Origin of the sequence: Pseudomonas sp. P4795 (assembly GCF_048822895.1) — a bacterium.
Classification (GTDB): Bacteria; Pseudomonadota; Gammaproteobacteria; order Pseudomonadales; family Pseudomonadaceae; genus Aquipseudomonas.
Window position 1 is genome coordinate 186352 of record NZ_JBMFBT010000007.1, and the last position, 22993, is coordinate 209344.

Annotated in this window: 21 protein-coding genes; 8 read left to right on the forward strand and 13 right to left on the reverse strand. The window is 59.9% G+C overall.

Translation table 11 applies throughout. The features are described 5' to 3' along the window. The first annotated feature begins 74 nt into the window (after positions 1 to 74). Positions 75 to 1262 (forward strand): C17 cyclopropane fatty acid synthase CfaB, encoded by a 1188-nt coding sequence (cfaB, locus tag ACOI8A_RS21060; protein WP_420649358.1) that lies wholly within the window; start codon positions 75 to 77, stop codon positions 1260 to 1262. A 2-nt stretch (positions 1263 to 1264) separates the two neighbouring features. On the opposite strand, the gene cls is transcribed toward cfaB, so the two are convergent. After that, the gene (gene cls, locus ACOI8A_RS21065) at positions 1265 to 2704 is read right to left on the reverse strand and encodes a cardiolipin synthase (protein WP_420651325.1); all 1440 of its coding nucleotides are present in this window, start codon (positions 2702 to 2704) and stop codon (positions 1265 to 1267) included. 145 nt (positions 2705 to 2849) lie between these two features. Here cls and ACOI8A_RS21070 point away from each other — a divergent pair, with 145 nt between their 5' ends. Beyond that, the gene (locus ACOI8A_RS21070) at positions 2850 to 3368 is read left to right on the forward strand and encodes a DUF3617 domain-containing protein (RefSeq protein WP_420649356.1); all 519 of its coding nucleotides are present in this window, start codon (positions 2850 to 2852) and stop codon (positions 3366 to 3368) included. A 64-nt stretch (positions 3369 to 3432) separates the two neighbouring features. Here the strand turns inward: ACOI8A_RS21070 and ACOI8A_RS21075 are convergent, their stop codons facing one another. From ACOI8A_RS21075 to folE2, 6 genes are read right to left on the reverse strand one after another with little or no spacing between them, the layout of a single operon-like run. Next, entirely contained in the window at positions 3433 to 4764 is a 1332-nt protein-coding gene (locus ACOI8A_RS21075) for a dihydroorotase (protein WP_420649355.1), read from the reverse strand. 3 nt (positions 4765 to 4767) lie between these two features. Next, entirely contained in the window at positions 4768 to 5328 is a 561-nt protein-coding gene (locus tag ACOI8A_RS21080) for a carbonate dehydratase (protein WP_420649354.1), read from the reverse strand. After that, positions 5325 to 6200 carry a metal ABC transporter substrate-binding protein gene (locus ACOI8A_RS21085; protein WP_420649353.1) on the reverse strand — a complete coding sequence of 292 codons (876 nt, stop codon included), beginning with the start codon at positions 6198 to 6200 and terminating at the stop codon, positions 5325 to 5327. The genes ACOI8A_RS21080 and ACOI8A_RS21085 overlap by 4 nt, the downstream gene beginning before the upstream one ends. 11 nt (positions 6201 to 6211) lie before the next feature. Continuing rightward, on the reverse strand, positions 6212 to 7078 hold the full coding sequence (locus tag ACOI8A_RS21090) for a metal ABC transporter permease (protein WP_420649352.1): 867 nt from the start codon (positions 7076 to 7078) through the stop codon (positions 6212 to 6214). Then, the gene (locus tag ACOI8A_RS21095) at positions 7078 to 7746 is read right to left on the reverse strand and encodes a metal ABC transporter ATP-binding protein (protein WP_420649351.1); all 669 of its coding nucleotides are present in this window, start codon (positions 7744 to 7746) and stop codon (positions 7078 to 7080) included. The genes ACOI8A_RS21090 and ACOI8A_RS21095 overlap by 1 nt, the downstream gene beginning before the upstream one ends. Further along, positions 7743 to 8639 (reverse strand): GTP cyclohydrolase FolE2, encoded by an 897-nt coding sequence (gene folE2 / locus ACOI8A_RS21100; protein WP_420649350.1) that lies wholly within the window; start codon positions 8637 to 8639, stop codon positions 7743 to 7745. The genes ACOI8A_RS21095 and folE2 overlap by 4 nt, the downstream gene beginning before the upstream one ends. 144 nt (positions 8640 to 8783) lie before the next feature. On the opposite strand from folE2, the gene zigA reads away from it, so the two are divergent. Next, a complete protein-coding gene (gene zigA, locus ACOI8A_RS21105; protein ID WP_420649349.1) occupies positions 8784 to 9989 on the forward strand; it encodes a zinc metallochaperone GTPase ZigA in 1206 nt (401 codons plus the stop codon). Continuing rightward, positions 9989 to 10639: a DUF1826 domain-containing protein gene (locus ACOI8A_RS21110; protein WP_420649348.1), complete on the forward strand. Its 651-nt coding sequence runs from the start codon at positions 9989 to 9991 to the stop codon at positions 10637 to 10639. The genes zigA and ACOI8A_RS21110 overlap by 1 nt, the downstream gene beginning before the upstream one ends. Before the next feature lie 4 nt (positions 10640 to 10643). Here the strand turns inward: ACOI8A_RS21110 and ACOI8A_RS21115 are convergent, their stop codons facing one another. Next, entirely contained in the window at positions 10644 to 11000 is a 357-nt protein-coding gene (locus ACOI8A_RS21115) for an NADH:ubiquinone oxidoreductase (RefSeq protein ID WP_420649347.1), read from the reverse strand. A 25-nt stretch (positions 11001 to 11025) separates the two neighbouring features. Here ACOI8A_RS21115 and ACOI8A_RS21120 point away from each other — a divergent pair, with 25 nt between their 5' ends. After that, on the forward strand, positions 11026 to 11997 hold the full coding sequence (locus ACOI8A_RS21120; RefSeq protein WP_420649346.1) for a CobW family GTP-binding protein: 972 nt from the start codon (positions 11026 to 11028) through the stop codon (positions 11995 to 11997). A 1-nt stretch (position 11998) separates the two neighbouring features. On the opposite strand, the gene ACOI8A_RS21125 is transcribed toward ACOI8A_RS21120, so the two are convergent. Continuing rightward, positions 11999 to 12412 (reverse strand): DUF3301 domain-containing protein, encoded by a 414-nt coding sequence (locus tag ACOI8A_RS21125; RefSeq protein WP_420649345.1) that lies wholly within the window; start codon positions 12410 to 12412, stop codon positions 11999 to 12001. A 117-nt stretch (positions 12413 to 12529) separates the two neighbouring features. Here ACOI8A_RS21125 and pdxY point away from each other — a divergent pair, with 117 nt between their 5' ends. Continuing rightward, complete coding sequence (pdxY, locus tag ACOI8A_RS21130; RefSeq protein ID WP_420651323.1) at positions 12530 to 13402, forward strand: pyridoxal kinase PdxY; 873 nt, start codon at positions 12530 to 12532, stop codon at positions 13400 to 13402. 91 nt (positions 13403 to 13493) lie between these two features. Here the strand turns inward: pdxY and ACOI8A_RS21135 are convergent, their stop codons facing one another. Next, the gene (locus tag ACOI8A_RS21135) at positions 13494 to 13976 is read right to left on the reverse strand and encodes an acyl-CoA thioesterase (RefSeq protein WP_420649343.1); all 483 of its coding nucleotides are present in this window, start codon (positions 13974 to 13976) and stop codon (positions 13494 to 13496) included. 282 nt (positions 13977 to 14258) lie between these two features. Here ACOI8A_RS21135 and ACOI8A_RS21140 point away from each other — a divergent pair, with 282 nt between their 5' ends. After that, a complete protein-coding gene (locus ACOI8A_RS21140; RefSeq protein ID WP_420649342.1) occupies positions 14259 to 16022 on the forward strand; it encodes a cation:proton antiporter in 1764 nt (587 codons plus the stop codon). A gap of 22 nt (positions 16023 to 16044) precedes the next feature. Here ACOI8A_RS21140 and ACOI8A_RS21145 read toward each other — a convergent pair whose 3' ends face one another. The 3 genes from ACOI8A_RS21145 to uvrD form a co-directional block, all read right to left on the reverse strand. After that, positions 16045 to 16452, reverse strand: coding sequence for an SMI1/KNR4 family protein (locus ACOI8A_RS21145; RefSeq protein ID WP_003187120.1), 408 nt, complete (start codon positions 16450 to 16452; stop codon positions 16045 to 16047). A 137-nt stretch (positions 16453 to 16589) separates the two neighbouring features. Next, positions 16590 to 17462 carry a Tim44 domain-containing protein gene (locus tag ACOI8A_RS21150; protein ID WP_420649341.1) on the reverse strand — a complete coding sequence of 291 codons (873 nt, stop codon included), beginning with the start codon at positions 17460 to 17462 and terminating at the stop codon, positions 16590 to 16592. A gap of 212 nt (positions 17463 to 17674) precedes the next feature. Continuing rightward, entirely contained in the window at positions 17675 to 19858 is a 2184-nt protein-coding gene (gene uvrD / locus ACOI8A_RS21155; protein ID WP_420649340.1) for a DNA helicase II, read from the reverse strand. A gap of 259 nt (positions 19859 to 20117) precedes the next feature. Between uvrD and ACOI8A_RS21160 the strand changes: the two genes are divergently transcribed. Next, entirely contained in the window at positions 20118 to 22991 is a 2874-nt protein-coding gene (locus tag ACOI8A_RS21160) for a putative bifunctional diguanylate cyclase/phosphodiesterase (RefSeq protein WP_420649339.1), read from the forward strand. Positions 22992 to 22993: the final 2 nt, after the last annotated feature.

Consider the following 22993-nt stretch of genomic DNA (forward strand, 5'->3'; position numbering starts at 1 on the left):
CAAATCGATAGCCAGCTATTTTTCAAGGATGGTCTACCCTCAGATCAGACGTCTGAAACAAGGGGGGATATTCCATGCTCGCGCAACTTCCACCGGCCTTGCAGAATCTGCAGCTACCGCTTCGCCTGCGACTCTGGGACGGCCACGAATTCAATCTGGGGCCGGCGCCCAGCGTCACCATCGTGGTCAAGGATCCACAGATGGTCAGCCAACTCACCCGTCCAAGTCTGGACGCGCTGGGGGCAGCGTTCGTCGAGGGTAAGCTCGAACTTGAGGGTTCGATCAGCGAAGTCATTCGGGTCTGTGACGAGTTGAGCCAAGTGCTGCTCGGCACCGATGATGGCAGCCAGCCTGTGCGCGCGGCGCACGACAAGGAAACCGACGCCAAAGCCATTTCCTATCACTACGACCTGTCCAACGCGTTTTATCAACTGTGGCTGGACAGCGACATGGCGTATTCCTGCGCGTATTTTGAAACCGGCAGCGAATCCCTTGAACAGGCGCAGCAGGCCAAATTTCGCCACCTGTGCCGCAAGCTGCGCTTGCAGCCAGGCGAGTATCTGCTGGATGTCGGTTGTGGCTGGGGCGGACTGGCGCGCTATGCCGCGCGCGAATTCGGCGCCAAAGTGTTCGGTATCACCCTGAGCAAAGAGCAACTGGAACTGGCGCGTGAGCGGGTCAAGGAAGAAGGTCTGGACGATCTGGTCGAGCTGCAACTGCTCGATTATCGCGATCTGCCGCAGGACGGACGCTTCGACAAAGTGGTCAGCGTCGGTATGTTCGAACACGTCGGCCACGCCAATCTTGCCGAGTACTGCAAAACCCTGTTCGGCGCGGTGAAGGAGGGTGGCCTGGTGATGAACCACGGCATCACCGCCAAGCACATTGATGGCCGCCCGGTCGGACGGGGCGCCGGGGAGTTCATCGAGAAATACGTGTTCCCCAATGGCGAGCTGCCGCACCTGTCGATGATCTCGGCTGAGATCAGTGATGCAGGCCTGGAGATTGTCGACGTCGAAAGCCTGCGCCTGCATTACGCGCGCACGCTGGATCACTGGAGCGAGCGGCTGGAGGACAATCTCGAAGCCGCCGGCAAGTTGGTTCCCGATCAGGCGCTGCGCATCTGGCGTTTGTACCTGGCCGGTTGTGCGTATGCATTTGCTCGCGGCTGGATCAATCTGCACCAGATTCTCGCGGTCAAAGCGCACGCCGACGGTAGCCACGAACTGCCGTGGACCCGCGACGATATCTATAACCCTTAGCGTCAGAGAATCGGTGAAATCAACCGGGCGATCCGCATTCCGAGTTGTTGCAGGCGGTGCAGTTCCCGGCTTTCGTCTTTGGCAATTTCGCAGGCCTGGTCAAAGTCGGCGTTGAGCATTTGTTCCACGCTGGCGGCGAACTCGCTGTCGACCGTCAACAGCATCACTTCGAAATTCAGCCGGAATGAGCGGTTGTCCAGATTGGCGCTGCCGATGGCGCTGATTTCGCTGTCGATCAACACCACCTTCTGATGCAGGAAACCTGGCTCGTAGCGAAACACCCGCACGCCGGCGCGCACGGCTTCGAACGCATACAGGCTGGACGCCGCGTAGACAATGCGGTGATCGGGCCGCGACGGCAGCAGCAAGCGCACATCAACCCCGCGCAGGACTGCCAGACGCATCGCGGCGAATACCGCTTCGTCTGGAATGAAGTAGGGGCTAGTGATCCACACCCGCTCGTTGGCCGCGTGGATTGCTTCGACGAAGAACAGTGAACAGGTTTCGTAGGCATCCGCCGGGCCGCTGGCGAGCAATTGGCAGAGCACGCCATCCTCCGGGTAAGCGTCCGGCAGGATCAGCGGCGGCAGCGTGCGTGCAGCCCAGAACCAGTCCTCGGCGAATGACTCCTGCATGCACGCCACCACCGGGCCGCGCACTTGTACATGAGTGTCGCGCCACGGTGCCAGCGGCGGCTTTTCGCCGAGGTATTCGTCGCCAACGTTATGCCCGCCGACGAAGCCGATCAGACCGTCGACCACGACGATCTTGCGGTGATTGCGGAAATTCACCTGGAAGCGATTGAGCCAGCCGCTGCGAGTGGCGAAGGCTTTGACCTCGACACCGCCGTCGCGCAGGCTTTGCACATAGCTTTTGGGCAGGGCGTGGCTGCCGATACCGTCGTAGAGCAGATGGATCGCCACGCCTTCTGCTGCTTTCTTCAGCAACAGATCGCGCAGCCGCTGGCCGAGACGGTCGTCATGAATGATGAAGAACTGGATCAGCACGGCTTCGCGCGCGGAATTGATGGCGGCGAAAATCGCCTCGAATGTGGCGGTGCCATTTATCAACAACTGCACTTCATTGTTGGCCAGACACGGCATGCGCCCGAGTTTCGGCATCGCACGCAAGGATGCGTAGGCGCTGGATGCGCGGGCGGCGAGGGCTTCTTCCACCCACGGTCGCCAGTTGAGTTCAGAGATCGCCTGACGCATGTGCTCGTTGGCCTGGCGTCGTGCCTTGATGTAGCCATCAAAGGTGCTGCGGCCAAACACCAGATAAGGAATGAGCGTGAAGTAAGGAATGAAAACCAGGGACAGCGCCCAGGCAATCGAGCCTTGCGCGGTGCGTACGGTCAGCACCGCATGAATCGCGGCGATTGAACCCAGGGTATGTATAAGGGCGATCAGATAACCGAAAATGTGCGGTCCAAAATAATCCATGGGGCAACCTTGCTCCGGAAGATGCAATGCTTAACAGACCATGTTCCTTGGCGATTGTCGCTATTTAGTTTCTGCTGGCAAAGCCCGGCATGAACCGAAACAATTGGCCGACGTCTAACGGCCACTACTGATCAGGAGTTACTCGATGAACGTTCGTCTGCTGGGTTTGGCGCTGGGCCTGGGTTTGGCTTTGCCGGTGATTGCTCAGGCGCAGATGTTGCAGCCGGGGTTGTGGGAAATGACATCGAGCAACGTCAAAGTCGATGATCAGCCGATGGATGTGCAATCGATCCTCGGCCAGCTGCAAGGGCAGATGACCCCGCAGCAGCGCGCGGCGCTGGAGAAGCAGGGCATCAATATCGGCGGTAAAGGCATTCGTGCCTGCCTGACACAACAGCAGGTCGCCACTGATGATATTCCGCTGGCAGACCCGCAATCGGGCTGCAAACAGCAGATCACCGACCGTACCGGCAACCAGTGGAAATTCCGCTTCAGTTGCCCGAAAGCTCAGGGTACCGGCGTGGCGACTTTCCTCAGCGACCGTGAATTCACCACCGTGGCCAACGGCACGTTCAATGCGATTGGTATCCAGCAGAAGGGCAGTCTGGAAACGCGTGCGGTGTGGTTGGGTCAGGATTGCGGCACGGTTAAACCCCGAGCCTGACAAAGCATCGCCAGCAGGCTGGCTCCCACAGGGATGCAGCCTGCTGGTGATAACACATCTATGGTTAGCGCATAAACCGCAATGGTAAGCCCTGACATCCATCGTTGACCCGGTTGCCATCCCAGGCAATCTGCCCCGACACCAGCGTCGTCGTCACTCGATGTCGAAAGCTGCGTCCAGCAAACGGCGTCCACCCGCACTGCGACAGAATCGGCTGTCGATCCACTTCCAGCATCTGCGGCCGCACCAACACCAGATCCGCCCAATAACCTTCGCGCAAATACCCTCGATCCGGAATCGCAAACAGATCCGCCACGCGGTGACTGGTCTTTGCCACTAACGTAGTGATCGGCAATGCACCGTCTGCCACCAATTCCAAGAGCGCCGGCATCGCCTGCTGCACGAGTGGCAAACCGGACGGTGCCTGATCATATGGCCGCTGCTTTTCCGCCCAGGTATGCGGCGCGTGATCGCTGCCGATTACGTCAAGCCGATTGCCGAGCAGTGCCTGGCGCAACGCATCGCGATCAGCCTGGGACTTGATCGCCGGATTGCATTTGATCTGATTGCCGAGGGCCGGGTAATCACGGTCATCGAACAGCAGGTGATGCAGGCAGACTTCGGCGGTGATGCGTTTCTGCGCCAGCGGTTGGTCCTCGAACAACTGTAGTTCGCGCGCAGTGGTCAGGTGCAAAACATGCAGGCGCGTGCCATGACGCTTGGCCAGATCCACCGCCAGCGATGAAGAGCGGTAGCAGGTTTCGGCATTGCGGATCAGCGCGTGAGCGGCGGCAGGCAGATGGGCGCCGAACAACTCGCGCAGGTTCGCGGCATTGGCATCGATGCTTGGCGTGTGTTCACAGTGGGCCAGCAGAATCGTCGGCACCTCGGCGAACAGTCGCTCCAAGGTCTTGGGATCGTCCACCAGCATGTTGCCGGTGGAGGCGCCCATGAACACTTTGACCCCGGCCACTTCGCACGGATTGAGCGCGGCGACGATATCGAGATTGTCGTGGCTGACACCAAAGTGAAAGCCGTAATTCGCCACCGAGCTCATCGCCGCGCGCCGCTTTTTATCGGCCAGCGCATCAAGTGTGAGCGTCGCGGGATTGGTGTTGGGCATGTCCATGAAACTGGTGATGCCACCGGCCACCGCCGCGCGGGATTCGGTGTAGATGCTGCCTTTGGCCGGAGCGCCCGGTTCACGAAAATGCACCTGGTCATCGATTATTCCCGGCAGCAGCCACTGGCCGTCGGCATCGATTTCCAGCGTTGCGTTTTCACCCTCGATGCTGCGCGCGATCTTGACGATTCGGCCGTTGCTGAGCAACAGATCGCCATCGAATTCGCGTCCTTCATTAACCAGCCGCGCATTGCGAATCAACACACTGCTCATGGTTCAGAACTCGTTCTGCAAGGCTTTGTAGCCGCGCACCAGATCGACGTTGGTGCGCGCCACGTCCTCGGAAAACTCCGAAGCGCTGACGCTCACCGGCGGGAATTGCGAAAGGTCGGTGCCCGGGCCGATGCGGGTGGTGGAGGGCACGTAGAACGCGTCCGGCAAATCGCGGCCATCGACCACCGAGTTGTGCCGCACCACGCAACCGTTGCCGACCACGCAATTGAACAACACGCTGTTGAAACCGATGAACACCCGGTCGCCGACCACGCACGGGCCATGCACGATCGAGCGATGGGCGATGGAGCTGAACTCGCCGATGGTCACTGCCGCGCCGGATTTGGAGTGGATCACCACGCCGTCCTGAATGTTCGAATTGGCACCGATGGTGATCGGCTGCATGTCGCCCGTGGCATCCACTTCGTCAGCGCGGATTACCGCATACGGACCGACGAATACGTTTTCACCGATGACGACTTTGCCGCAGATGATCGCGGTTTTATCAACGTAGGCAGACTCGGCAATCTGCGGCAAATCGCCGGAAGGATTTTTGCGGATCATGGCTGGCTCAGTGCTTGGTAAAGTGTGTTGAGGTTGTATTCGAACAGGCCGGTAAACGTGCTGGCCGGGCCGCTGGCGGCGAGTGCATCCGAATACAGCGTGCCGCCAATGTGCGCGCCACTTTCCTCGGCAATCTGTTTGAGCAGGCGCGCGTCCTTGATGTTTTCCATGAACACCGCTTTGACTTTGGCCTGACGAATCTGCCTGATCAGCGCGGCAACTTCGCTGGCGGATGGCTCGCGTTCGGTGGAGAGACCTTGCGGCGCCATGAAGTCGATTCCATACGCCTGACCGAGATAACCGAAGGCATCGTGGCTGGTGACGATCTTGCGATTGCCCGGCGGCAGTGAACCGAGTTTGGTTTTGGCCTCGGCGAGCAGGGCGTAGATCTGTTTCAGATAGGCTTGGCTGTTGCGCTGGTAGTCGGCTTTGTTCGCCGGGTCAGCGGCGATCAGCGCTTTGGTGATGTTGGCGACATACAGCTCGGCATTCGCCAGGTTGTGCCAGGCGTGCGGGTCGGGAACGGTTTCGCCGTCCTCATCCAGCGCGCGTGGAATCACGCCTCGGCTGGCATTGATCACCGTGGCTTTGGTCTCGGTACTGGTCACCAGTCGATCCAGCCACGGCTCGAATCCGAGTCCGTTTTTAATGATCAGCCCGGCTTTGAGCAAGGCTTTGGCATCGTCCGGCGTCGGCTCGTAGGTGTGGGCGTCGGCATCTGCACCGACCATGTTGGTGATCTGAACATGCTCACCACCGACCTGTTGCACCATGTCGCCAAGGATGCTGAAGCTGGTGACCACCGGTAATTTTTCCGCCGCCGATAACGACATCGACAGCATCAGGCTGAATAGCACGAGTAGAGCGCGCATCGGGAGACACCTCATTGGGATGTGAGCAAAGGCGGGCGGCGCAGCAAACCGTGCACCGGGCCGAACACTACGGACAGCAGATATGCGACGCCCGCCACCAGCACGATGGCCGGGCCGCTGGGCAGTGAGTAGTAGAACGACAGCAGCAGTCCGAGCCATACCGAGAGGCTGCCGATCAATGCGGCGATGGCGATCAGCGTCGGCAAATGGCGACTCCAGAAGCGTGATGCGGCGGCGGGCAACATCATCAATCCGACCACCATCAATGCACCGATGGCTTGAAAGCCGATCACCAGATTGAGCACCACCAAGGTCAGAAACACGCCGTGGGCAAGCGGCCCGAGGCGGCTCACAGTGCGCAGGAAAAGTGGGTCGAGGGTGTCGAGCAGCAGTGGTTTGTAGATCAGCGCCATGGCGATCAGGCTGAGTGCCGAGACCCATAACATGCCGGTGAGCGTCGGGCCGTCGACGGCCAATGCCGAGCCGAACAGCAGATGCAGAAGATCCAGGCGCTTGCCGGCGATGCCGAGAATCAACACGCCGCTGGCGAGGGAGATCGGATAGATCGCGGCTAGGCTGGCGTCTTCGCGCAGGCCAGTGCGGCGGGTGATCCATGCGGCAATTCCGGCCATGCTTAGCCCGGCGCCGAGGCCTCCAAGGGTCAGCGCAGGCAGGCTCAGTCCGGCGAACCAGAAGCCGAGCGCGGCGCCAGGCAGGATGCCATGGGCTACGGCATCGCCGATCAGACTCATGCGCCGCAGTATCAAAAACACCCCGAGCGGGGCTGTGCTGCAAGCCAGAACCAGACCGCCGATCAGGGCGCGGCGCATGAATACAAAGTCCTGGAACGGTTGCCAGAAATGCGCGATAGCCTGCATCAGGCAACCTGCGTGTGAGGAGTTTGCTGGATCAGTTCGGCGCTGTTGCCGAACACGCAGCCGCTGCTTTTAATCAGTAGGGTTTGCGGTATGTGTTGGCGCACGGCGGCGAGGTCGTGGCAGACCACGACCAAGGTCCGACCTAGTTCGTGCCATGTGTGCAGGTGGTGCCAGAGTAAAGCCTGACCGAGTTCATCAAGTGCCGCGTGTGGTTCGTCGAGCAACAGCACAGGCGTATCAGCCAGACTCAGACGGGCGAGCAGGGCGCGTTGCAGTTCACCGCCGGAGAGCGCCATCAACGGACGTCGTTCGAGGCCGCTCAGGTGCCAGGCATCGAGTGCCTGCGCCAGACGTTGTGCTCGAAGTTGTGTCGAAAGTCTGCGGCCCCAGAATCCGGCGGCTACCAGTTCTTCAAGACTGATCGGGAATTGACGATCCAGATGCTGTTGTTGCGGCAGGAATGACACACCGCTTTGTCTCGGCACGCTTAAGGCGACTTTTCCGGACAATGGTTTCTGCAAACCGGCGATGACTTTGAGCAGGCTGCTTTTGCCGCTGCCATTGACGCCAACGATGGCGGTGAGGCTGCCACTCTCCAATTGCAGATTCAGGGGTGGGGTTAGCGGTTGGCCGGGCGCACCCCAGCTCAGACCTTGGCAGCGGATCATGCTTGCTCCCGCCGCCAATGCGTTTCGGCAACTGCGTCATGGGCGTGCAGGCTTTCGGCGTGGATCACTCGTACTTGGAATTCTCTGATTCCGGGTGAGCGTCGCAACGCCAGGTTCAGCCTTCGCGCGGCGTCTTCGCAGAACATCAGGTTCTGGCCGTTGGCGAGGGCGAAGGCTTGTTCATCGGCGCGCTTAACTGCGGTCTGCACGGCGGTGCCTAGCGCGGCTTCGGCGTCGTTGATGATTGCAGTCAGCGGCAGTTCATCGACGAAATCTTCTAGGTGCACATGGATTTGCGCAGTGCTGCGTTGGCTGTGAGGGGTGGCGACGATGCCCTGAGTCGAGCCGAGCCAAGCCAAAACATCCGCGTGCTCCAGCGACTGGTTGGCGAAATCGTCGACGAATTGCTGTTGAATAAGTTGTCTGGCTAACGCCGCTGAGCAGGGGCAAGTCGAGGAATATTCCACGCCAAGTGTGAGTTCCACGTGGAACATCTGGTTTTTCAGACTGGCTGCGATGCTGACGGGATAGGCTTTCCATCCGCTCAGAGGACTGATCAGAGCAGGACGTTTCAGCAGCAAACTTGTGTGAATGTTGAGGTAGGCGTTACTCGACAGATCCGTATGTGTATCGAGAAAGCGCTGCAAAACTCCGCGCAACAGTCCCGGCGTGAGATTGCGCTGTTCCAGTTTCTCCAGCGCCAGATACAAGCGCGACATGTGAATTCCGCGCGCTTCGCCGTTATCGAGACTGACGCCTGCATCGACCTTGGCAGCTAAACGCTGGCCTTCGATTAAAACAGGCAAGGCGATGCCATGCATTCCCACCCATTCAAGGGGCAACGCTTGGCGAGCAGCTTGCGCGGCGATATCCGGCAGCGTCAGCGCATTCATGATTTGGTCCGTTGTGATGATTGAATTTGATGTTACATTATAACAATACAATCAACGACCGATTTTTCATGAACAAGCTTTCATCGACGCAAGCGCTGGTTGAGCGGGCGTTGATTTGGCGACTGCCTGATGAGGATTACCCCCGTGTCTACCCCACTTCCAGTGACCGTTTTATCCGGCTTTCTCGGCGCCGGAAAAAGTACACTTCTGAATTACGTACTACGTAATCGCGACAATCTGCGCGTAGCTGTAATCGTCAACGATATGAGCGAGATCAACATCGATGGCAGCGAAGTTCAGCGTGATGTCAGCCTGAATCGTGCAGAAGAGAAACTGGTCGAGATGAGTAACGGCTGTATCTGCTGTACGTTACGCGAGGATTTGCTGGAGGAGGTCAGCAAGCTCGCCGGCGAAGGACGTTTCGACTATCTGCTGATTGAGTCGACCGGCATCGCCGAACCCATGCTAGTCGCCGAGACCTTCACTTTCCGTGATGAGCACGGCCAGAGTCTGGCCGACATCGCCCGTCTCGACACCATGGTCACCGTGGTCGACGGCATGAACTTCCTGCTCGACTACCAGGCAGCGGAAAGTCTCGCGTCTCGCGGGGAAACACTCGGTGAAGAAGACGAGCGCTCCATTACCGATCTGCTGATCGAGCAAATCGAGTTCGCCGACGTCCTGCTCATCAGCAAGATCGACCTGATCAGCAGCCGGGAGAGGGAAGAGCTCACCGCTATCCTCAAACGCCTTAACGCCCACGCCGAAATCATCTCGATGGTCATGGGCGAAGTGCCGCTGGAGAAAATCCTCAATACCGGCCGCTTCGACTTCGAAAAGGCAGCCCAGGCACCGGGCTGGTTGCAGGAGCTACGCGGTGAGCATGTCGCGGAAACTGACGAATACGGCATCGCGTCATTTGCTTACCGCGCACGCCGACCATTTCACCCGCAGCGTTTTTTCAGTTTCATCGACCGCCCGTGGCTGAATGGCAAACTGCTGCGTTCGAAAGGCTTCTTCTGGCTCGCGAGTAAACCGCAGGATGCCGGCAGCTGGTCGCAGGCCGGCGGCTTGATGCGTCATGGTTTTGCCGGACGCTGGTGGCGCTTCGTGCCCAAAGAGCAATGGCCGCAAGACGAGGAAAACACCGCGGCGATCATGCAAAACTGGACAGCCAGTGTCGGAGATTGTCGCCAGGAGCTGGTGTTCATCGGCCAGAACATAGATTTCCTGCAACTCACATCGGAATTGGACAGCTGCCTGCTGACCGATGAGGAAATGGCGCTCGGCACCCAGGGCTGGCAAGCGCTGCCCGACCCATTCGGCCCTTGGCATGAGGAGGCTGCCTGATGCTCGCCCTGAAACCGCTGCAATCCACAACGCGCCATCAGCATCACGGCCGAGGCCCCCAAGCCTTGGCGCAAATCCTTGAAGATGAAGTGAATCTCGCGGTCTGGCAGCGTCAATTGCCGTTGCACATCAGCGATTTCGCCAACCTGCTACTGTCGCTCAACCAACCCTACGCCGAGTCGCTGCACCTGGAATTGGCTGATGAAGACGCTGAGCCGGATCTGACGAGTCTGGTCACCGGATTGCGCGAGCTTGAAGGCTACGAAGGTTTTATCGCGGATCTGAAATGGTTGGTCAGCGCCTTCGCTTGTCTGCTCGGTGCGCGACGCATCGGGTTGCGCCTGCGGGTCTTGGATGCGGCGATGTGTCCGCGCTTCCACGTCGACCATGTACCGGTGCGGCTGATCACCACCTATGCCGGCATCGGCAGCGAGTGGCTGAAAGAAGGCGCGATGGATCGCCGGCAACTGGGAAAACCGTTGAGCGAACCGCAGGAAAAATCGCTGATTCAACAACTGGCCAGCGGTGAAGTGGCGTTGCTCAAAGGCGAAAAATGGAGCGGCAACGAAGGTTTCGGTCTGATCCACCGCTCGCCACAACCAGCGCCGGGCGAAAGGCGGCTGATACTCACCCTCGATTGGCTCGGCTAACGCCTCAAGGCTTGAGCCATTTGCCCTGGCTTTGCGCCTCGCAGTACGGCTGCAAATACGCCGCGTCGGTGGCCACGCCGTAATAGTGGATATCCTGGCGATAAGGCATATTGGCGACTTGCGCGTTGCTGCACACGCCGAAAGCCCCGGTCGGGCATTGGTCGACGTACTGCACGTCGACTTTCTGCCCGGCCAATGTGGGTTTGCAGAAGCCGTCGCTGAAGAGTTTTTCCGGGATGCTGCGATTGTGCTGGCAGACTTTCACGTCGAGTCGCTCGGCCTGGCTGTGCACCACGCAGGCTTGCGCCAAGGCCTCGCCCGACATCAGTGCCAACAGCAACGACCATCCCATCCACCGCATCTTCAACCTCCAGAAAGCCTCAATCATGTTGCAGAACATTCCCACCCACGTCATCGCCGGGCCATTGGGCGCCGGCAAGACCAGCCTGATCCGCCAGCTCATGGCGCAGCGCCCGGCTGGCGAGCGCTGGGCGGTGCTGATCAACGAGTTCGGCCAGATCGGCCTCGACGCCGCACTGCTGACAAGCGACGCCGATGGTATCGCACTGGGCGAAGTGGCCGGGGGGTGTTTGTGTTGCGTGAATGGTGCGCCGTTTCAGATCGGGCTTGGACGCTTGTTGCGCAAGGCCAGGCCGGATCGGCTGTTCATTGAGCCGTCCGGGCTGGGGCATCCGGCGCAATTGCTCAGGCAATTGAATGAGGCGCCATGGCTAGGCGTATTGGCAGTGCAGCCGTGTGTGCTGGTGCTGGACGCCCAAGCGCTGGCGGCGGGAAAACCGTTGCCGGCAGCGCAGAAGCAGGCGCTGGCCAGTGCCGGTTTGCTGCTGCTGAACAAGGCAGAAAATCTCGATCAGAACGCCCGCGAGCAGATCGCCAGGCAGTTACCACCCAGCAAGTTGATCTGGACGCAGCAGGCCGAACTGGCATTGAGCGAGTTGCCGGGACTGGCAGTGCAGGGCGTCAAGCGTGTGGATAACTTCGTAATGCCCACAGGATTGGCGCAGATACCAGCGGTCTGGAGTGAGCAAACCCTGCCGATTTGCCTGAGTCACTCACAACAGGATGGCTGGAGTGTCGGTTGGCGCTGGCCCCCAAGTCAGGTGTTCGACGAAACGCGTGTCGCCGATTGGCTGAAAAGCCTGAGCTGGCGCCGCGCGAAACTGGTTATCCACACCCCGCAGGGTTGGGTTTCAGCGAATGTTTTAGACAATGATGACTTGGATTGGCAGCCCAGTGAATGGCGACGAGACTCGCGAATTGAACTGATTTTCAGCGGTCCCCAGGACGTCAAGCAATTGCAGGCGCAACTCTCAACCTGCCGGATTCAGGCCTCCTAGCTCAAGGCTTCCACTTGGTGTGTTCCTGCCGCCACTGACTCAGCTCGATCACCTGCGCCCGCGGCTTGGCCACTTCCACCACCGGCGGTGTGTCATCAAACGGCGCCGGGTAGGGCGCCAGTTCGATTTGTGCACTGTGCGCACCAAACTGGGTGATGGTGCCGTTATGCCGGGTTTCGCCGGTCACCGTGAATTCGAAGTTGTACACACGGGCCAGTCGCCGCCGCCCGCGCGCATCCTTGATAAAGCCTATCTTCCTCAGCGCCACGTTACCGTCGAGCAACTCGACGCCAACGTTCACGCAATGCTGTTTGACCCGCTCCAGCGCCCGCTCGCGCAAGCCGTGGTTGTGCCAAAGCCATGCGCCAGCCATGGCGAACAGCATGAACACGAAAATATTTTCCAGGGTCAGCATCAACAAGGAACTCCAATAGATGACGTCAGCTTAACTGCGTCGCCGGTCTGTCGTACAGGCTGCGTTTCGTCGCATACTGCGCGGCTTGAATTTCAATCGTTTTACGGAAAAACCCGAATGAAACGTACGCCTCATCTGCTCGCCATCCAGTCCCACGTGGTCTTCGGCCACGCCGGTAACAGCGCGGCGGTTTTTCCCATGCAGCGGGTCGGGGTCAACGTCTGGCCGCTGAACACTGTGCAGTTTTCCAACCACACCCAATATGGTCAGTGGGCAGGCGAAGTGTTGCCGCCGCAACAGATTGGCGAACTGGTCGAAGGCATTGCCGCGATTGGTGAGCTGGGTAATTGCGATGCGGTGCTGTCCGGTTATCTCGGCAGCGCGGCGCAGGGGCGGGCGATTCTCGGCGGTGTGGCGCGCATCAAGGCGATCAATCCCAAGGCCTTGTATCTTTGCGACCCGGTGATGGGCCATCCGGAGAAGGGTTGCAGCGTGCCGGCTGAGGTCAGTGATTTTCTGCTGGAGGAAGCGGCGGCGGTGGCGGATTTCATGTGCCCGAACCAGTTGGAGCTGGACAGCTTCTCCGGGCGCAAACCGCAGTCGCTGTTCGATTGCCTGGCCATGGCGCGCGCATTGCTGGCGCGCGGGCCGAAAGCGGTGCTGGTCAAGCATTTGGACTACCCGGGCAAACCGGCGGATGGTTTTGAAATGCTGCTGGTGACCGCCGAGGGCAGTTGGCATCTGCGGCGTCCGCTGCTGGCGTTCCCGCGTCAGCCGGTGGGCGTGGGCGATCTGACGTCCGGGCTGTTTCTGGCGCGGGTGCTGCTCGGTGACAGCCTGTTGGCGGCGTTCGAATTCACCGCTGCGGCAGTGCATGAAGTGCTGCTGGAGACTCAGGCGTGCGCCAGTTATGAGTTGCAGCTGATTCGGGCGCAGGATCGGATTGCGCATCCACGGGTGAAGTTCGAGGCGACGGCGATCAGTTTGTAAGCCGTTAAAGCTCGCAGCGTGCCGCAGCTCCTACAGGGTTTCACATTCCCATGTAGGAGCTGCCGAAGGCTGCGATCTTTTGCTTTTAATCTCAGGCGTCGCCCTTGATCTCCTGGTAACGCTTTTCCAGTTCCTGGCGAATCTGCCGACGCTGCTGCGCCTGCATATAACGACGCTTGTCTTCACTGTTCTGCGGCTGTAGCGGTGGCACCACGGCAGGTTTGCGCTGGTCATCCACCGCCACCATGGTGAAAAAGCAGCTGTTGGTGTGGCGCACCGAGCGCTCGCGGATGTTCTCGGTCACCACTTTGATCCCGACTTCCATCGAGGTGTTGCCGGTGTAGTTCACCGACGCGAGAAAGGTCACCAATTCGCCGACATGGATCGGCTCGCGGAAAATCACCTGATCCACCGACAGGGTCACCACATAGCGACCGGCATAACGGCTCGCGCAGGCGTAGGCCACTTCGTCGAGGTATTTGAGCAGGGTACCGCCGTGGACATTGCCAGAAAAATTGGCCATGTCGGGGGTCATCAGCACCGTCATCGACAGCTGGGCGTTTCCGGGTTCCATAACGTTCTCACGGGTCAAGGCAGGATTACGGGAAGAACACCTCTGCGGGTGCCTGGTCGCTTTTTCAAAACCACCGTTATCGGGACGCCAAGCGACTGGCTGCCGTCACGCCGGGATCGATCTGTTTCCATATATTGCACCGCCTTTCAGCTGGAAGTCGCGGTGTTACCCTGCGAAAGCCCAGCCCAAGGGCAATTCCTACATCAAAAGCGGATTTTTACTCGGCTCGCCCGGACTCTTCTGACGTCTGCTGGGCGCCTCGTCACTCAAGGAGCCTACGCCATGCATGCGATCAGCTTTATCCAGGATCTGGCAGTGATCATGTTGATCGCAGGCGTGGTGACGGTGTTGTTCCACCGTTTCAAACAGCCCGTGGTGCTCGGCTATATCGTCGCCGGCTTCATCATCGGCCCGCACACCCCGCCGTTCGGCTTGATCCACGACGAAGAAACCATCAAGACCCTCGCCGAGCTGGGGGTGATCTTCCTGATGTTCTGTCTCGGCCTGGAGTTCAGCCTGCGCAAGCTGTTCAAGGTCGGGGCCACGGCGTTTATCGCGGCGTTCCTCGAAATCGTGCTGATGATCTGGATCGGCTACGAAATCGGTCGCTGGTTCGACTGGAACACCATGGATTCGCTGTTCCTCGGCGCGATCCTCGCGATCTCCTCGACCACCATCATCGTCAAAGCGCTTAACGATCTGAAGATGAAAAACGAGCGGTTCGCGCAGTTGATCTTCGGCGTGCTGATCGTCGAAGACATCCTCGGCATCGGCATCATCGCCTTGCTGTCGAGCATTGCCGTCAGTGGCACGGTGAGTTCCGGCGAAGTGTTCTCTACGGTCGGCAAACTGTCGCTGTTCATGATCGTCGCGCTGGTGATCGGCATCCTGCTGGTGCCGCGATTGCTGGCCTATGTGGCGAAATTCGAAAGCAACGAGATGCTGCTGATCACCGTCCTCGGCCTGTGTTTCGGCTTCTGCCTGCTGGTGGTCAAACTCGAATACAGCATGGTGCTCGGCGCGTTTCTGATTGGCGCGATCATGGCCGAGTCGCGGCAACTGCTGAAGATCGAGCGCTTGATCGAGCCGGTGCGTGATTTGTTCAGCGCAATCTTCTTCGTCGCCATCGGCCTGATGCTCGATCCGCTGATCCTGTTGCAATATGCATGGCCGATCGCCGTGATCACCGTAGCCGTAGTGCTCGGCAAGATGGTGTCCTGCGGGCTCGGTGCGTTTATCGCGGGGAACGACGGACGCACCTCACTGCGCGTCGGCATGGGTCTTTCGCAGATTGGCGAATTTTCTTTCATCATCGCTGCACTGGGCATGACCCTGCAGGTCACCAGCAACTTTCTTTATCCCGTGGCCGTGGCTGTTTCGGTGATTACCACGCTGCTCACGCCATACCTGATCCGCGCGGCTGATCCGCTATCAATCAAGCTGTCGGCGGCGATGCCGCAGCGTTTGGGACGGGTGCTGAGTATGTATGGCGAATGGCTGCGCAGCATTCAGCCACAGGGCGAGGGCGCGATGCTCGCATCGATCATCCGGCGGATTCTGTTGCAGGTCGGGGTCAATCTGGCGCTGGTGATCGCGATTTTCTTCTCGGGCGCGTTCTTCGCCGAGCGTATTTCGACTTACCTGCAAGACTGGATTGGTGATCCGAGCTGGCAGAAAGCGTTGATCTGGGGTGGGGCGCTGCTGCTGTCGTTGCCGTTCTTGATCGCGGCCTACCGCAAGCTTAAAGCGCTGTCGATGCTGCTGGCGGAGATGGGCGTGAAACCGGAGATGGCCGGGCGTCACACACAGCGAGTGCGTCGGGTGATCGCCGAAGTGATCCCGATTCTCTCGCTGCTGGTGATTTTCCTGCTGTTGGCAGCCTTGTCGGCCAGTATCTTGCCGACCAACAAGTTGCTGATGCTGATCGCCGTGGTCGCGGCCGCCGTGGCGGCGCTGCTGTGGCGCTGGTTCATCCGCGTGCACACGCGGATGCAGGTGGCCTTGCTGGAGACGCTCGACAACCACAAAGAGCCGTCGGGGCACTGACCATCCGAGGGCGTTTGGCCGATCAGCTTTCCAGCCAGACGTCCCGCGCCCAATGCCAGACCGATTCCCAGGTTTCTTCGGCAATCAGTTCTTCTTCGGCCTGCCACAACACCACGGTGCCGTCTTCTTCGACGCAGTAGTAATCGTCGCCGTCCTGGCAGATCGGGATCAGACTGCGATCAACCCCGGCGTCCCATGCATTGGCGGCCACGTCCGGCAGATAGGTATGCGATTGCGGATCGGTGACGGTCACCGGCTCCAGGCTGCCGTAGACCACGTCGCTGACGGTCAGCAAAAATTCTCTGAAGACAAACGGGATGTCGATGAATAGCTGTTCTTCGATTTCTACCAGCAGATCTTCGTCTGGCAGCTCCAAGGGGACCGGTACCGGTTCGTTGGCTTCACGCAGTTGTTCGATGATTTCTTCCACGTCCGGGATCCTCTTGCTTGTATGGCGCGGTTTATATGGGGCGGTTTATACAGTAGCTCGCTATAGATGCAACCGCGAAATAGAAAACCCCAGCCGAGGCTGGGGTTTTCGTTACAACATACTTAACGCAGAGGGTATCAGCCGTTCTGGCGGATACCGGCGACCAGCCAAGGCTGGTTCTCGCCTTGTGGACGTTCCATGTTCCAGCTTTCGCTGAACACTTCGCCCTGGTCGAAACGCGAGGTTTTCGACACGCCGCTGAAGGTCAGGGTGGCGATGGTCTTGTCCGCACGGTCATCCACGCCGTCCAGTTGTACCTGGAGGTTGTCGATGTAGGTGGACTGGAAGCCGTCGCCCAGATCTGCACGCTCGCGCTTGAGGAACTCAAGCAGTTGCGGGGTTACGAACTCGGCAATCTTGTCCATTTCGTTGGCGTCCCAGTGCTGCTGCAGCGACTGGAAGTGGTTACGGGCGGCTTCGATAAAGCGCTGCTCGTTGAACCACGCCGGTGCATTAATTACCGGACGGGCGGCAGCCGGTGCAGCCGAACCACCAAAGATCGAACCCATTGCGGCAGGCTTCTGCTCGAAGGTTTCACGCTGCATCGGCGCGCCGGCCGGAGCCAGATGCTCCTGCTGCTTGCGGCGACGGGCGGCAATGAAGCGGAAGATCACAAACGCGATCAAGGCCATGATCAGGATGTCGAAAATCTGCATGCCCTGGAAACCGTCGCCCATGAACATGGACGCAAGCAGGCCACCAGCGGCGATGCCGGCCAGAGGACCGAGCCAGCGCGAAGCACCGCCGGCCTTGGCCGCAGCGCCAGCGGCACCGGCAGCACCAGCGGTCGCAGCTGCGCCGCCCGCGGCAGAAGAAGGAGCCATTTGGCTGGTCTGGTGCGTCGGCGCAGCGCCGGCGCTTTTGCCACCACCAAAGCGCTTTGCATTGGCATCAAGGCTCATCGTCAGGCCGATACACAACGCCATGGCGATGCTAAGAAAACGTTTCATACGGAATTCCCGTTTAGTGAGACATGCGCGTCATGTTGCACAGCTGAAGTGTTACTGGCTAGCGACAGAGTGTTTCGGGCTTTTGCCTGACAGGTGAGGTTCAGCTTCGGACAGCGCAATAGGACCTGTTAACTTTGGTCTGTAGGAAGGAGGAATAAGTTCTGTAGGAATAGATGTGTGGGAGCGAGCCGGCTCGCTCCCACAACCCAGGCTTAAATGGCTTCGAGCTTCGCGTAGCCGAGCATCAGCCACTTGCTGCCTTCGCCGAAGTTGACCTGCACTCGAGCCTGAGCGCCGGCGCCTTCGAAGTTGAGAATCACGCCTTCGCCAAAGATCGAATGGCGCACGGCCTGACCAAGGCTGAATCCCGTCTCCGGAATCTCGCTGCCAGCAAACAGATTGCTGCCGCTCATCGACTGGTTGCCGCCGAACGGTCGACTGACGCTGTTCGACAGGCGCACTTCCTGAATCAGACCTTTCGGCACCTCGCGTACGAAACGCGAGACCTTGTTGTAAGTCTCGCTGCCGTACAGACGTCGGGTTTCGGCGTAGGTCATCACCAGATTCTGCATCGCCCGGGTGATGCCGACATACGCCAGGCGCCGTTCTTCCTCGAGACGCCCCGGTTCTTCCAGGCTCATCTTGTGCGGGAACAGGCCTTCTTCCATGCCCACCAGGAACACGTAAGGGAATTCCAGACCTTTGGCGCTGTGCAGCGTCATCAGTTGAATGCTGTCTTCGTGCTCGTCGGCCTGGGTATCGCCGGCCTCCAGTGAAGCGTGGCCGAGGAATGCCGCGAGTGGCGTCAGCTCTTCGTCTTCTTCGGTGTTCTCGAAGTTGCGCGCAGCGCTGACCAGTTCCTCAAGGTTTTCTACCCGAGCCTGGCCTTTCTCGCCTTTTTCCGCTTCGTGATAGGCGATCAGGCCGGATTGCTCGATGACCGTCTGGGTCATCAAGTGCAACGGCATCTCGGCGCACTTGGCGGCGAGGTTCTCGATCAGTTCGATAAACCCGCCCAACGCACCGGCCGCACGCCCGGTCAGGCCTTTGTTGGCGACCAGTTGGCGCATGGCTTCCCACATCGACACATCGGCGTGGCGCGCGTGCTCGCGGATCGCCTCGACGGTTTTCTCGCCAATGCCACGGGCCGGAACGTTAATCACTCGTTCCAGCGCCGCATCGTTGCCGCGACCCTCAAGCAAACGCAGGTAGGCCATGGCGTTCTTGATTTCTGCACGTTCGAAGAAGCGCTGGCCGCCATAGATGCGGTACGGAATCCGCTCACGCAGCAAGGCTTCTTCCAGAACGCGCGATTGGGCGTTGGATCGGTACAAAATCGCGATATCGCTGCGCGCGAGGCCGGTTTTCAGCGCGCTTTCGATGGTTTCGACAACGTAGCGTGCTTCATCGTGTTCGTTGAACGCGGCATACAGATTGATTGCTTCGCCGTCGCCACCGTCAGTCCAGAGCTCTTTGCCGAGGCGCCCGGTGTTGTTGGCGATCAGCGCGTTGGCGGCCTTGAGGATGCCGGCGGTGGAGCGGTAGTTCTGCTCCAGACGAATGGTTTCGGCATCCGGGAAGTCGGCAGAATACTGGTGAATGTTCTCGATTTTCGCGCCGCGCCAGCCGTAGATCGACTGGTCGTCGTCGCCGACCACCATCAGGCTGTCGCCACCCTGCGCCAGCAGACGCAACCAGGCGTACTGCACGGCGTTGGTGTCCTGGAACTCGTCCACCAGAACGTGGCGGAAGCGCTTCTGATAATGCGCCAGCAGGCCCGGGTGGTCGCGCCACAGGTCGAGGGCGCGCAGCAGCAGTTCGGAGAAGTCGATCACGCCAGCGCGCAGGCACGCGGCCTCGTAGGCCTCATAAATGCTGCGCATGGTCGCCAGAAACAGATCGCCGCTGGCCTGAATGTGTTGCGGACGCAGACCTTCGTCTTTCTGCCCGTTGATGAACCATTGCGCCTGACGCGCCGGCCAGCGTTGCTCGTCCAGACCCAGCTCGCGGATCACCCGCTTGACCAGCCGTTGCTGGTCGTCGCTGTCGAGAATCTGGAAAGTCTGGCTCAGCCCGGCTTCCTGCCAGTGCGCCCGCAGCAAGCGGTGCGCCAGGCCGTGGAAGGTACCGACCCACATGCCGGCCGGGTTGATACCCATCAACTGCTCGATGCGGTGGCGCATCTCGGCAGCGGCCTTGTTGGTGAAAGTCACCGACAGGACGGAGTGGGGCGAGGCGTTCTCGACCTGGATCAACCAGGCGATACGGTGCACCAGCACTCGGGTTTTACCGGAACCAGCACCGGCCAGGACCAACTGACGACCCACGGAGGCAGCTACGGCCTGGCGTTGGGCATCGTTGAGGGAGTTCAGCAGAAGGGAGAGATCATCGCGCATCGGGGCATTCTAGGGTGCGCCGCCAGCCCGGGCAAACCGAGCTTTGCATTAGCCGATGAAAGTGCTGCCGATGACGACCGGTCAGTCACCGGCTACAGGCGTTGCCCCGCCTCGCCTCGGGACTTTTGAGGAGGGTAAAAGGCCGAAAAGTCTGGCTGAAATTCTGCTCGCGAGCAGTGTGGCAAGTGAATCGGCTTGTGTATGCTCCGTCCACGTTTCCGGGCGCATGCCCACATCTATAAGAACAAGAACGTTGCCTATGACCCTCAGCTCAGACCTGTCGGGCCCCTCCGTGGAACCCCGGGTTATCCGCAAACACTACGCCACCGAGATGGCGGTCGAGCGCACGCGCCTGCTTTATCAGGGTTCGCTGCTGCCGACGCTGTTCATGTTGATCAATGGTCTGGTCTGCGCCGGTTTGCTCTGGAGCCCGCAGCGTTACTTCGTGGTCAGCGTCTGGCTGGTGTGGCTGCTGTCATTGGTGGCGTTGCGGGTAATTCAGGTCGCGGCGTTCGATTCGGCGATCCCTGACCGTCAGGCCCAGCCGATCTGGCGGCGGATGTTTCTGCTCGGTTCGACCATGACCGGCCTGACTCTGGCCGGCGCCGGCATCGCTCTGGTGCCCGCCGACAACTTCATCGAGCAAGCCTGGGTGTTCGGCCTGATTGGCGCGGCGACGCTATCGGCCAGCGTTGCTTACGCGGTGAGTCTTCCGGCGTTTCTGTCCTTTACCTTGCCGTGTCTGCTGCCGGCCATCGGCTTTCTGTTCTGGGGCGGCGACGATCAGGCGCGCGGCTGGGGTTGGCTCGGGCTGATTCTGTTGGGTTCACTGAGCGTGGTGGCGTGGCAGGTTCATCGTCTGATCGATCGCGGCTTGCTGCGGCGCTTTCAGACTCAGCACCTGATCGAACATTTGCAGCAGGCACAAACCCGCAGCGGACAGCTCAATCAGGAACTGGCCAGAGAAATCGACCACCGGCGTTGCGTCGAGGGCAAATTGCGCGAGGCGCAAGTCGAACTGGAAGCGCGCGTCGCTCAGCGCAGCCTGGAACTGGACGCCGCCAATCAGGCCCTGAGCAAAAGCGAAGCGCGGCTGGCGCTGGCGTTGAAAGCCAGTGAGTTGGGCTTGTGGGACTGGAACCTGCAAACCGATGAAGTGCATCACACGCAGCTTCAGGAACTGTTCGGCCTCGCCCCTGAGTACGTCACGGCACTGCTCAGGGATCTCAAGCCGCGGCTGCACCCGGATGACTTGCCGTTGCTCAAGTACGCCTTGATCGAGCATCTGAAAGGTCGCACCGAGGACTATCAGATCGAATACCGCGTGCGTCATGGCGATGGCCATTGGGTGTGGATTGAAGACCGTGGCCGCGCGGTTGAGCGCAGCGACAGCGGACGGGTGATCCGCATGGTCGGCACCCGCCGCGACATCAGCGTGAGCAAAAGCCTGGAGGTGCAGCAGCAACTGGCGGCAACCGTGTTTGAAGCGGCCAGCGAAGGCATCGTGATTCTTGATCCGAACTACTCGCTGATTGCGATCAATCAGGCGTTCAGCCGGGTCACCGGTTACGACATCGACGACATGCTCGGGCGCAATGTGGTCGAGTTGCCGTGCAGTCGCGACGCGCGTCGACATTACGCGGCCATTCGCCAGGCGTTGGAGCAGCACGGCAGTTGGCAAGGTGAGCTGGTGGAAACCCGCAAGAACGGCGAGTTGTACCCGCAGTGGCTGCAACTGAATGTCGTGCGTGATCGCCGGGGAAGTGTCAGTCATATCGTCGGCTTCTTCGCCGATCTGTCCGCGCGTCGCGAATCTGAAGAGCGTATGCGCTACCTGACGCACTACGACGAACTCACGGGACTGGCCAACCGCTCGCTGTTCCGCGACCGCCTGCACGAAGCGCATCAACGCGTGCGGCAGGGCGGACGCCGCAGTCTGGCTTTGCTGCACATCAACCTGGATCGCTTCAAGCTGCTCAACGATAGCCTCGGCCATGAAATTGCCGATCAGTTGCTGCAAAAAATGTCGCGGCGCCTGGTCATCGCCTTGCCGGAAGCCGACACCATCGCCCGCCTGTCCGGCGACGAGTTTGCGGTGTTGTTCGATGCTTATGGCAGCCTGTCGAGTCTGGCGCGGGTCGCTACACGGCTTTCGACCAAACTGCGCTTGCCGCTGATCATCGACGGACATGAGTTGGTGGTCAGCGCCTCGATGGGCATCAGCATGCTGCCGGACAACGCCCGGGAAATCTCCGCGCTGGTCAGTCAGTCGAACATGGCCATGCAACACGCCAAACATTTGGGCGGCAACAACTTCCAGTTCTACACCGAAAGCCTGCAAGCCAGCACCCTTGAGCGTCTGCAGCTGGAAAACCAGCTGCGCAAAGCCATCGAGGAACAGCAGCTGCACGTCTTCTATCAACCCAAGCTTTGCCTGGAGACGGGACGGCTGAACGCCGCCGAAGCACTGGTGCGCTGGGATCATCCGACCATTGGCCGAGTGCCGCCGGGGGATTTCATCGGCTTGGCTGAGGAAACCGGGTTGATCGGGCCGATTGGCGAGTTCGTGCTGCGCCAGGCCTGTTTGCAGGCGTGTGAATGGCAGCGGCAAGGGCTGGCGCCGATTCGGGTCTCGGTGAATCTGTCGGGGCACCAGTTGCGCCAAGGCAAACTGGTCAGTCTGGTGCGCCAAGTGCTCGAAGAAACCGGCCTCGCGCCGCACTACCTCGAACTCGAACTCACCGAAAGTCAGCTACTCGACAGCGTTGAACACATCATCGCCACGTTCCAGCAACTGCGTGATCTTGGGGTGAAGTTGGCCATCGACGACTTCGGCACCGGCTATTCGTCGCTGAGTTATCTGAAGCGGATTCCGGTGGACTACGTGAAGATCGATCAGGCGTTTATTCGCGGACTGGGGGAGGGCAGCGAGGACGCGGCTATTACTCGCGCGATCATTGCGATGGCGCATGGCTTGTCGCTGAAAGTCGTGGCTGAAGGCGTCGAACGGCCGGAGCAGCTGGAGTTTTTGCGGGCTGAGGGCTGTGATGAGGTGCAGGGTTATTTGATCAGCCGTCCGGTCGAGGCGACGACTCTGGCCGAGTTACTACGCGGGCAGGAAAAACCGGCGTAAAG

Coding starts and splice junctions, on each gene's coding strand:
- cfaB (WP_420649358.1), top strand. CDS start 75: ATGCTCGCGCAACTTCCACCGGCCTTGCAGAATCTGCAGCTACCGCTT.
- cls (WP_420651325.1), bottom strand. CDS start 2,704: ATGGATTATTTTGGACCGCACATTTTCGGTTATCTGATCGCCCTTATA.
- ACOI8A_RS21070 (WP_420649356.1), top strand. CDS start 2,850: ATGAACGTTCGTCTGCTGGGTTTGGCGCTGGGCCTGGGTTTGGCTTTG.
- ACOI8A_RS21075 (WP_420649355.1), bottom strand. CDS start 4,764: ATGAGCAGTGTGTTGATTCGCAATGCGCGGCTGGTTAATGAAGGACGC.
- ACOI8A_RS21080 (WP_420649354.1), bottom strand. CDS start 5,328: ATGATCCGCAAAAATCCTTCCGGCGATTTGCCGCAGATTGCCGAGTCT.
- ACOI8A_RS21085 (WP_420649353.1), bottom strand. CDS start 6,200: ATGCGCGCTCTACTCGTGCTATTCAGCCTGATGCTGTCGATGTCGTTA.
- ACOI8A_RS21090 (WP_420649352.1), bottom strand. CDS start 7,078: ATGCAGGCTATCGCGCATTTCTGGCAACCGTTCCAGGACTTTGTATTC.
- ACOI8A_RS21095 (WP_420649351.1), bottom strand. CDS start 7,746: ATGATCCGCTGCCAAGGTCTGAGCTGGGGTGCGCCCGGCCAACCGCTA.
- folE2 (WP_420649350.1), bottom strand. CDS start 8,639: ATGAATGCGCTGACGCTGCCGGATATCGCCGCGCAAGCTGCTCGCCAA.
- ACOI8A_RS21110 (WP_420649348.1), top strand. CDS start 9,989: ATGCTCGCCCTGAAACCGCTGCAATCCACAACGCGCCATCAGCATCAC.
- ACOI8A_RS21115 (WP_420649347.1), bottom strand. CDS start 11,000: ATGCGGTGGATGGGATGGTCGTTGCTGTTGGCACTGATGTCGGGCGAG.
- ACOI8A_RS21120 (WP_420649346.1), top strand. CDS start 11,026: ATGTTGCAGAACATTCCCACCCACGTCATCGCCGGGCCATTGGGCGCC.
- ACOI8A_RS21125 (WP_420649345.1), bottom strand. CDS start 12,412: ATGCTGACCCTGGAAAATATTTTCGTGTTCATGCTGTTCGCCATGGCT.
- pdxY (WP_420651323.1), top strand. CDS start 12,530: ATGAAACGTACGCCTCATCTGCTCGCCATCCAGTCCCACGTGGTCTTC.
- ACOI8A_RS21135 (WP_420649343.1), bottom strand. CDS start 13,976: ATGGAACCCGGAAACGCCCAGCTGTCGATGACGGTGCTGATGACCCCC.
- ACOI8A_RS21140 (WP_420649342.1), top strand. CDS start 14,259: ATGCATGCGATCAGCTTTATCCAGGATCTGGCAGTGATCATGTTGATC.
- ACOI8A_RS21150 (WP_420649341.1), bottom strand. CDS start 17,462: ATGAAACGTTTTCTTAGCATCGCCATGGCGTTGTGTATCGGCCTGACG.
- uvrD (WP_420649340.1), bottom strand. CDS start 19,858: ATGCGCGATGATCTCTCCCTTCTGCTGAACTCCCTCAACGATGCCCAA.
- ACOI8A_RS21160 (WP_420649339.1), top strand. CDS start 20,118: ATGACCCTCAGCTCAGACCTGTCGGGCCCCTCCGTGGAACCCCGGGTT.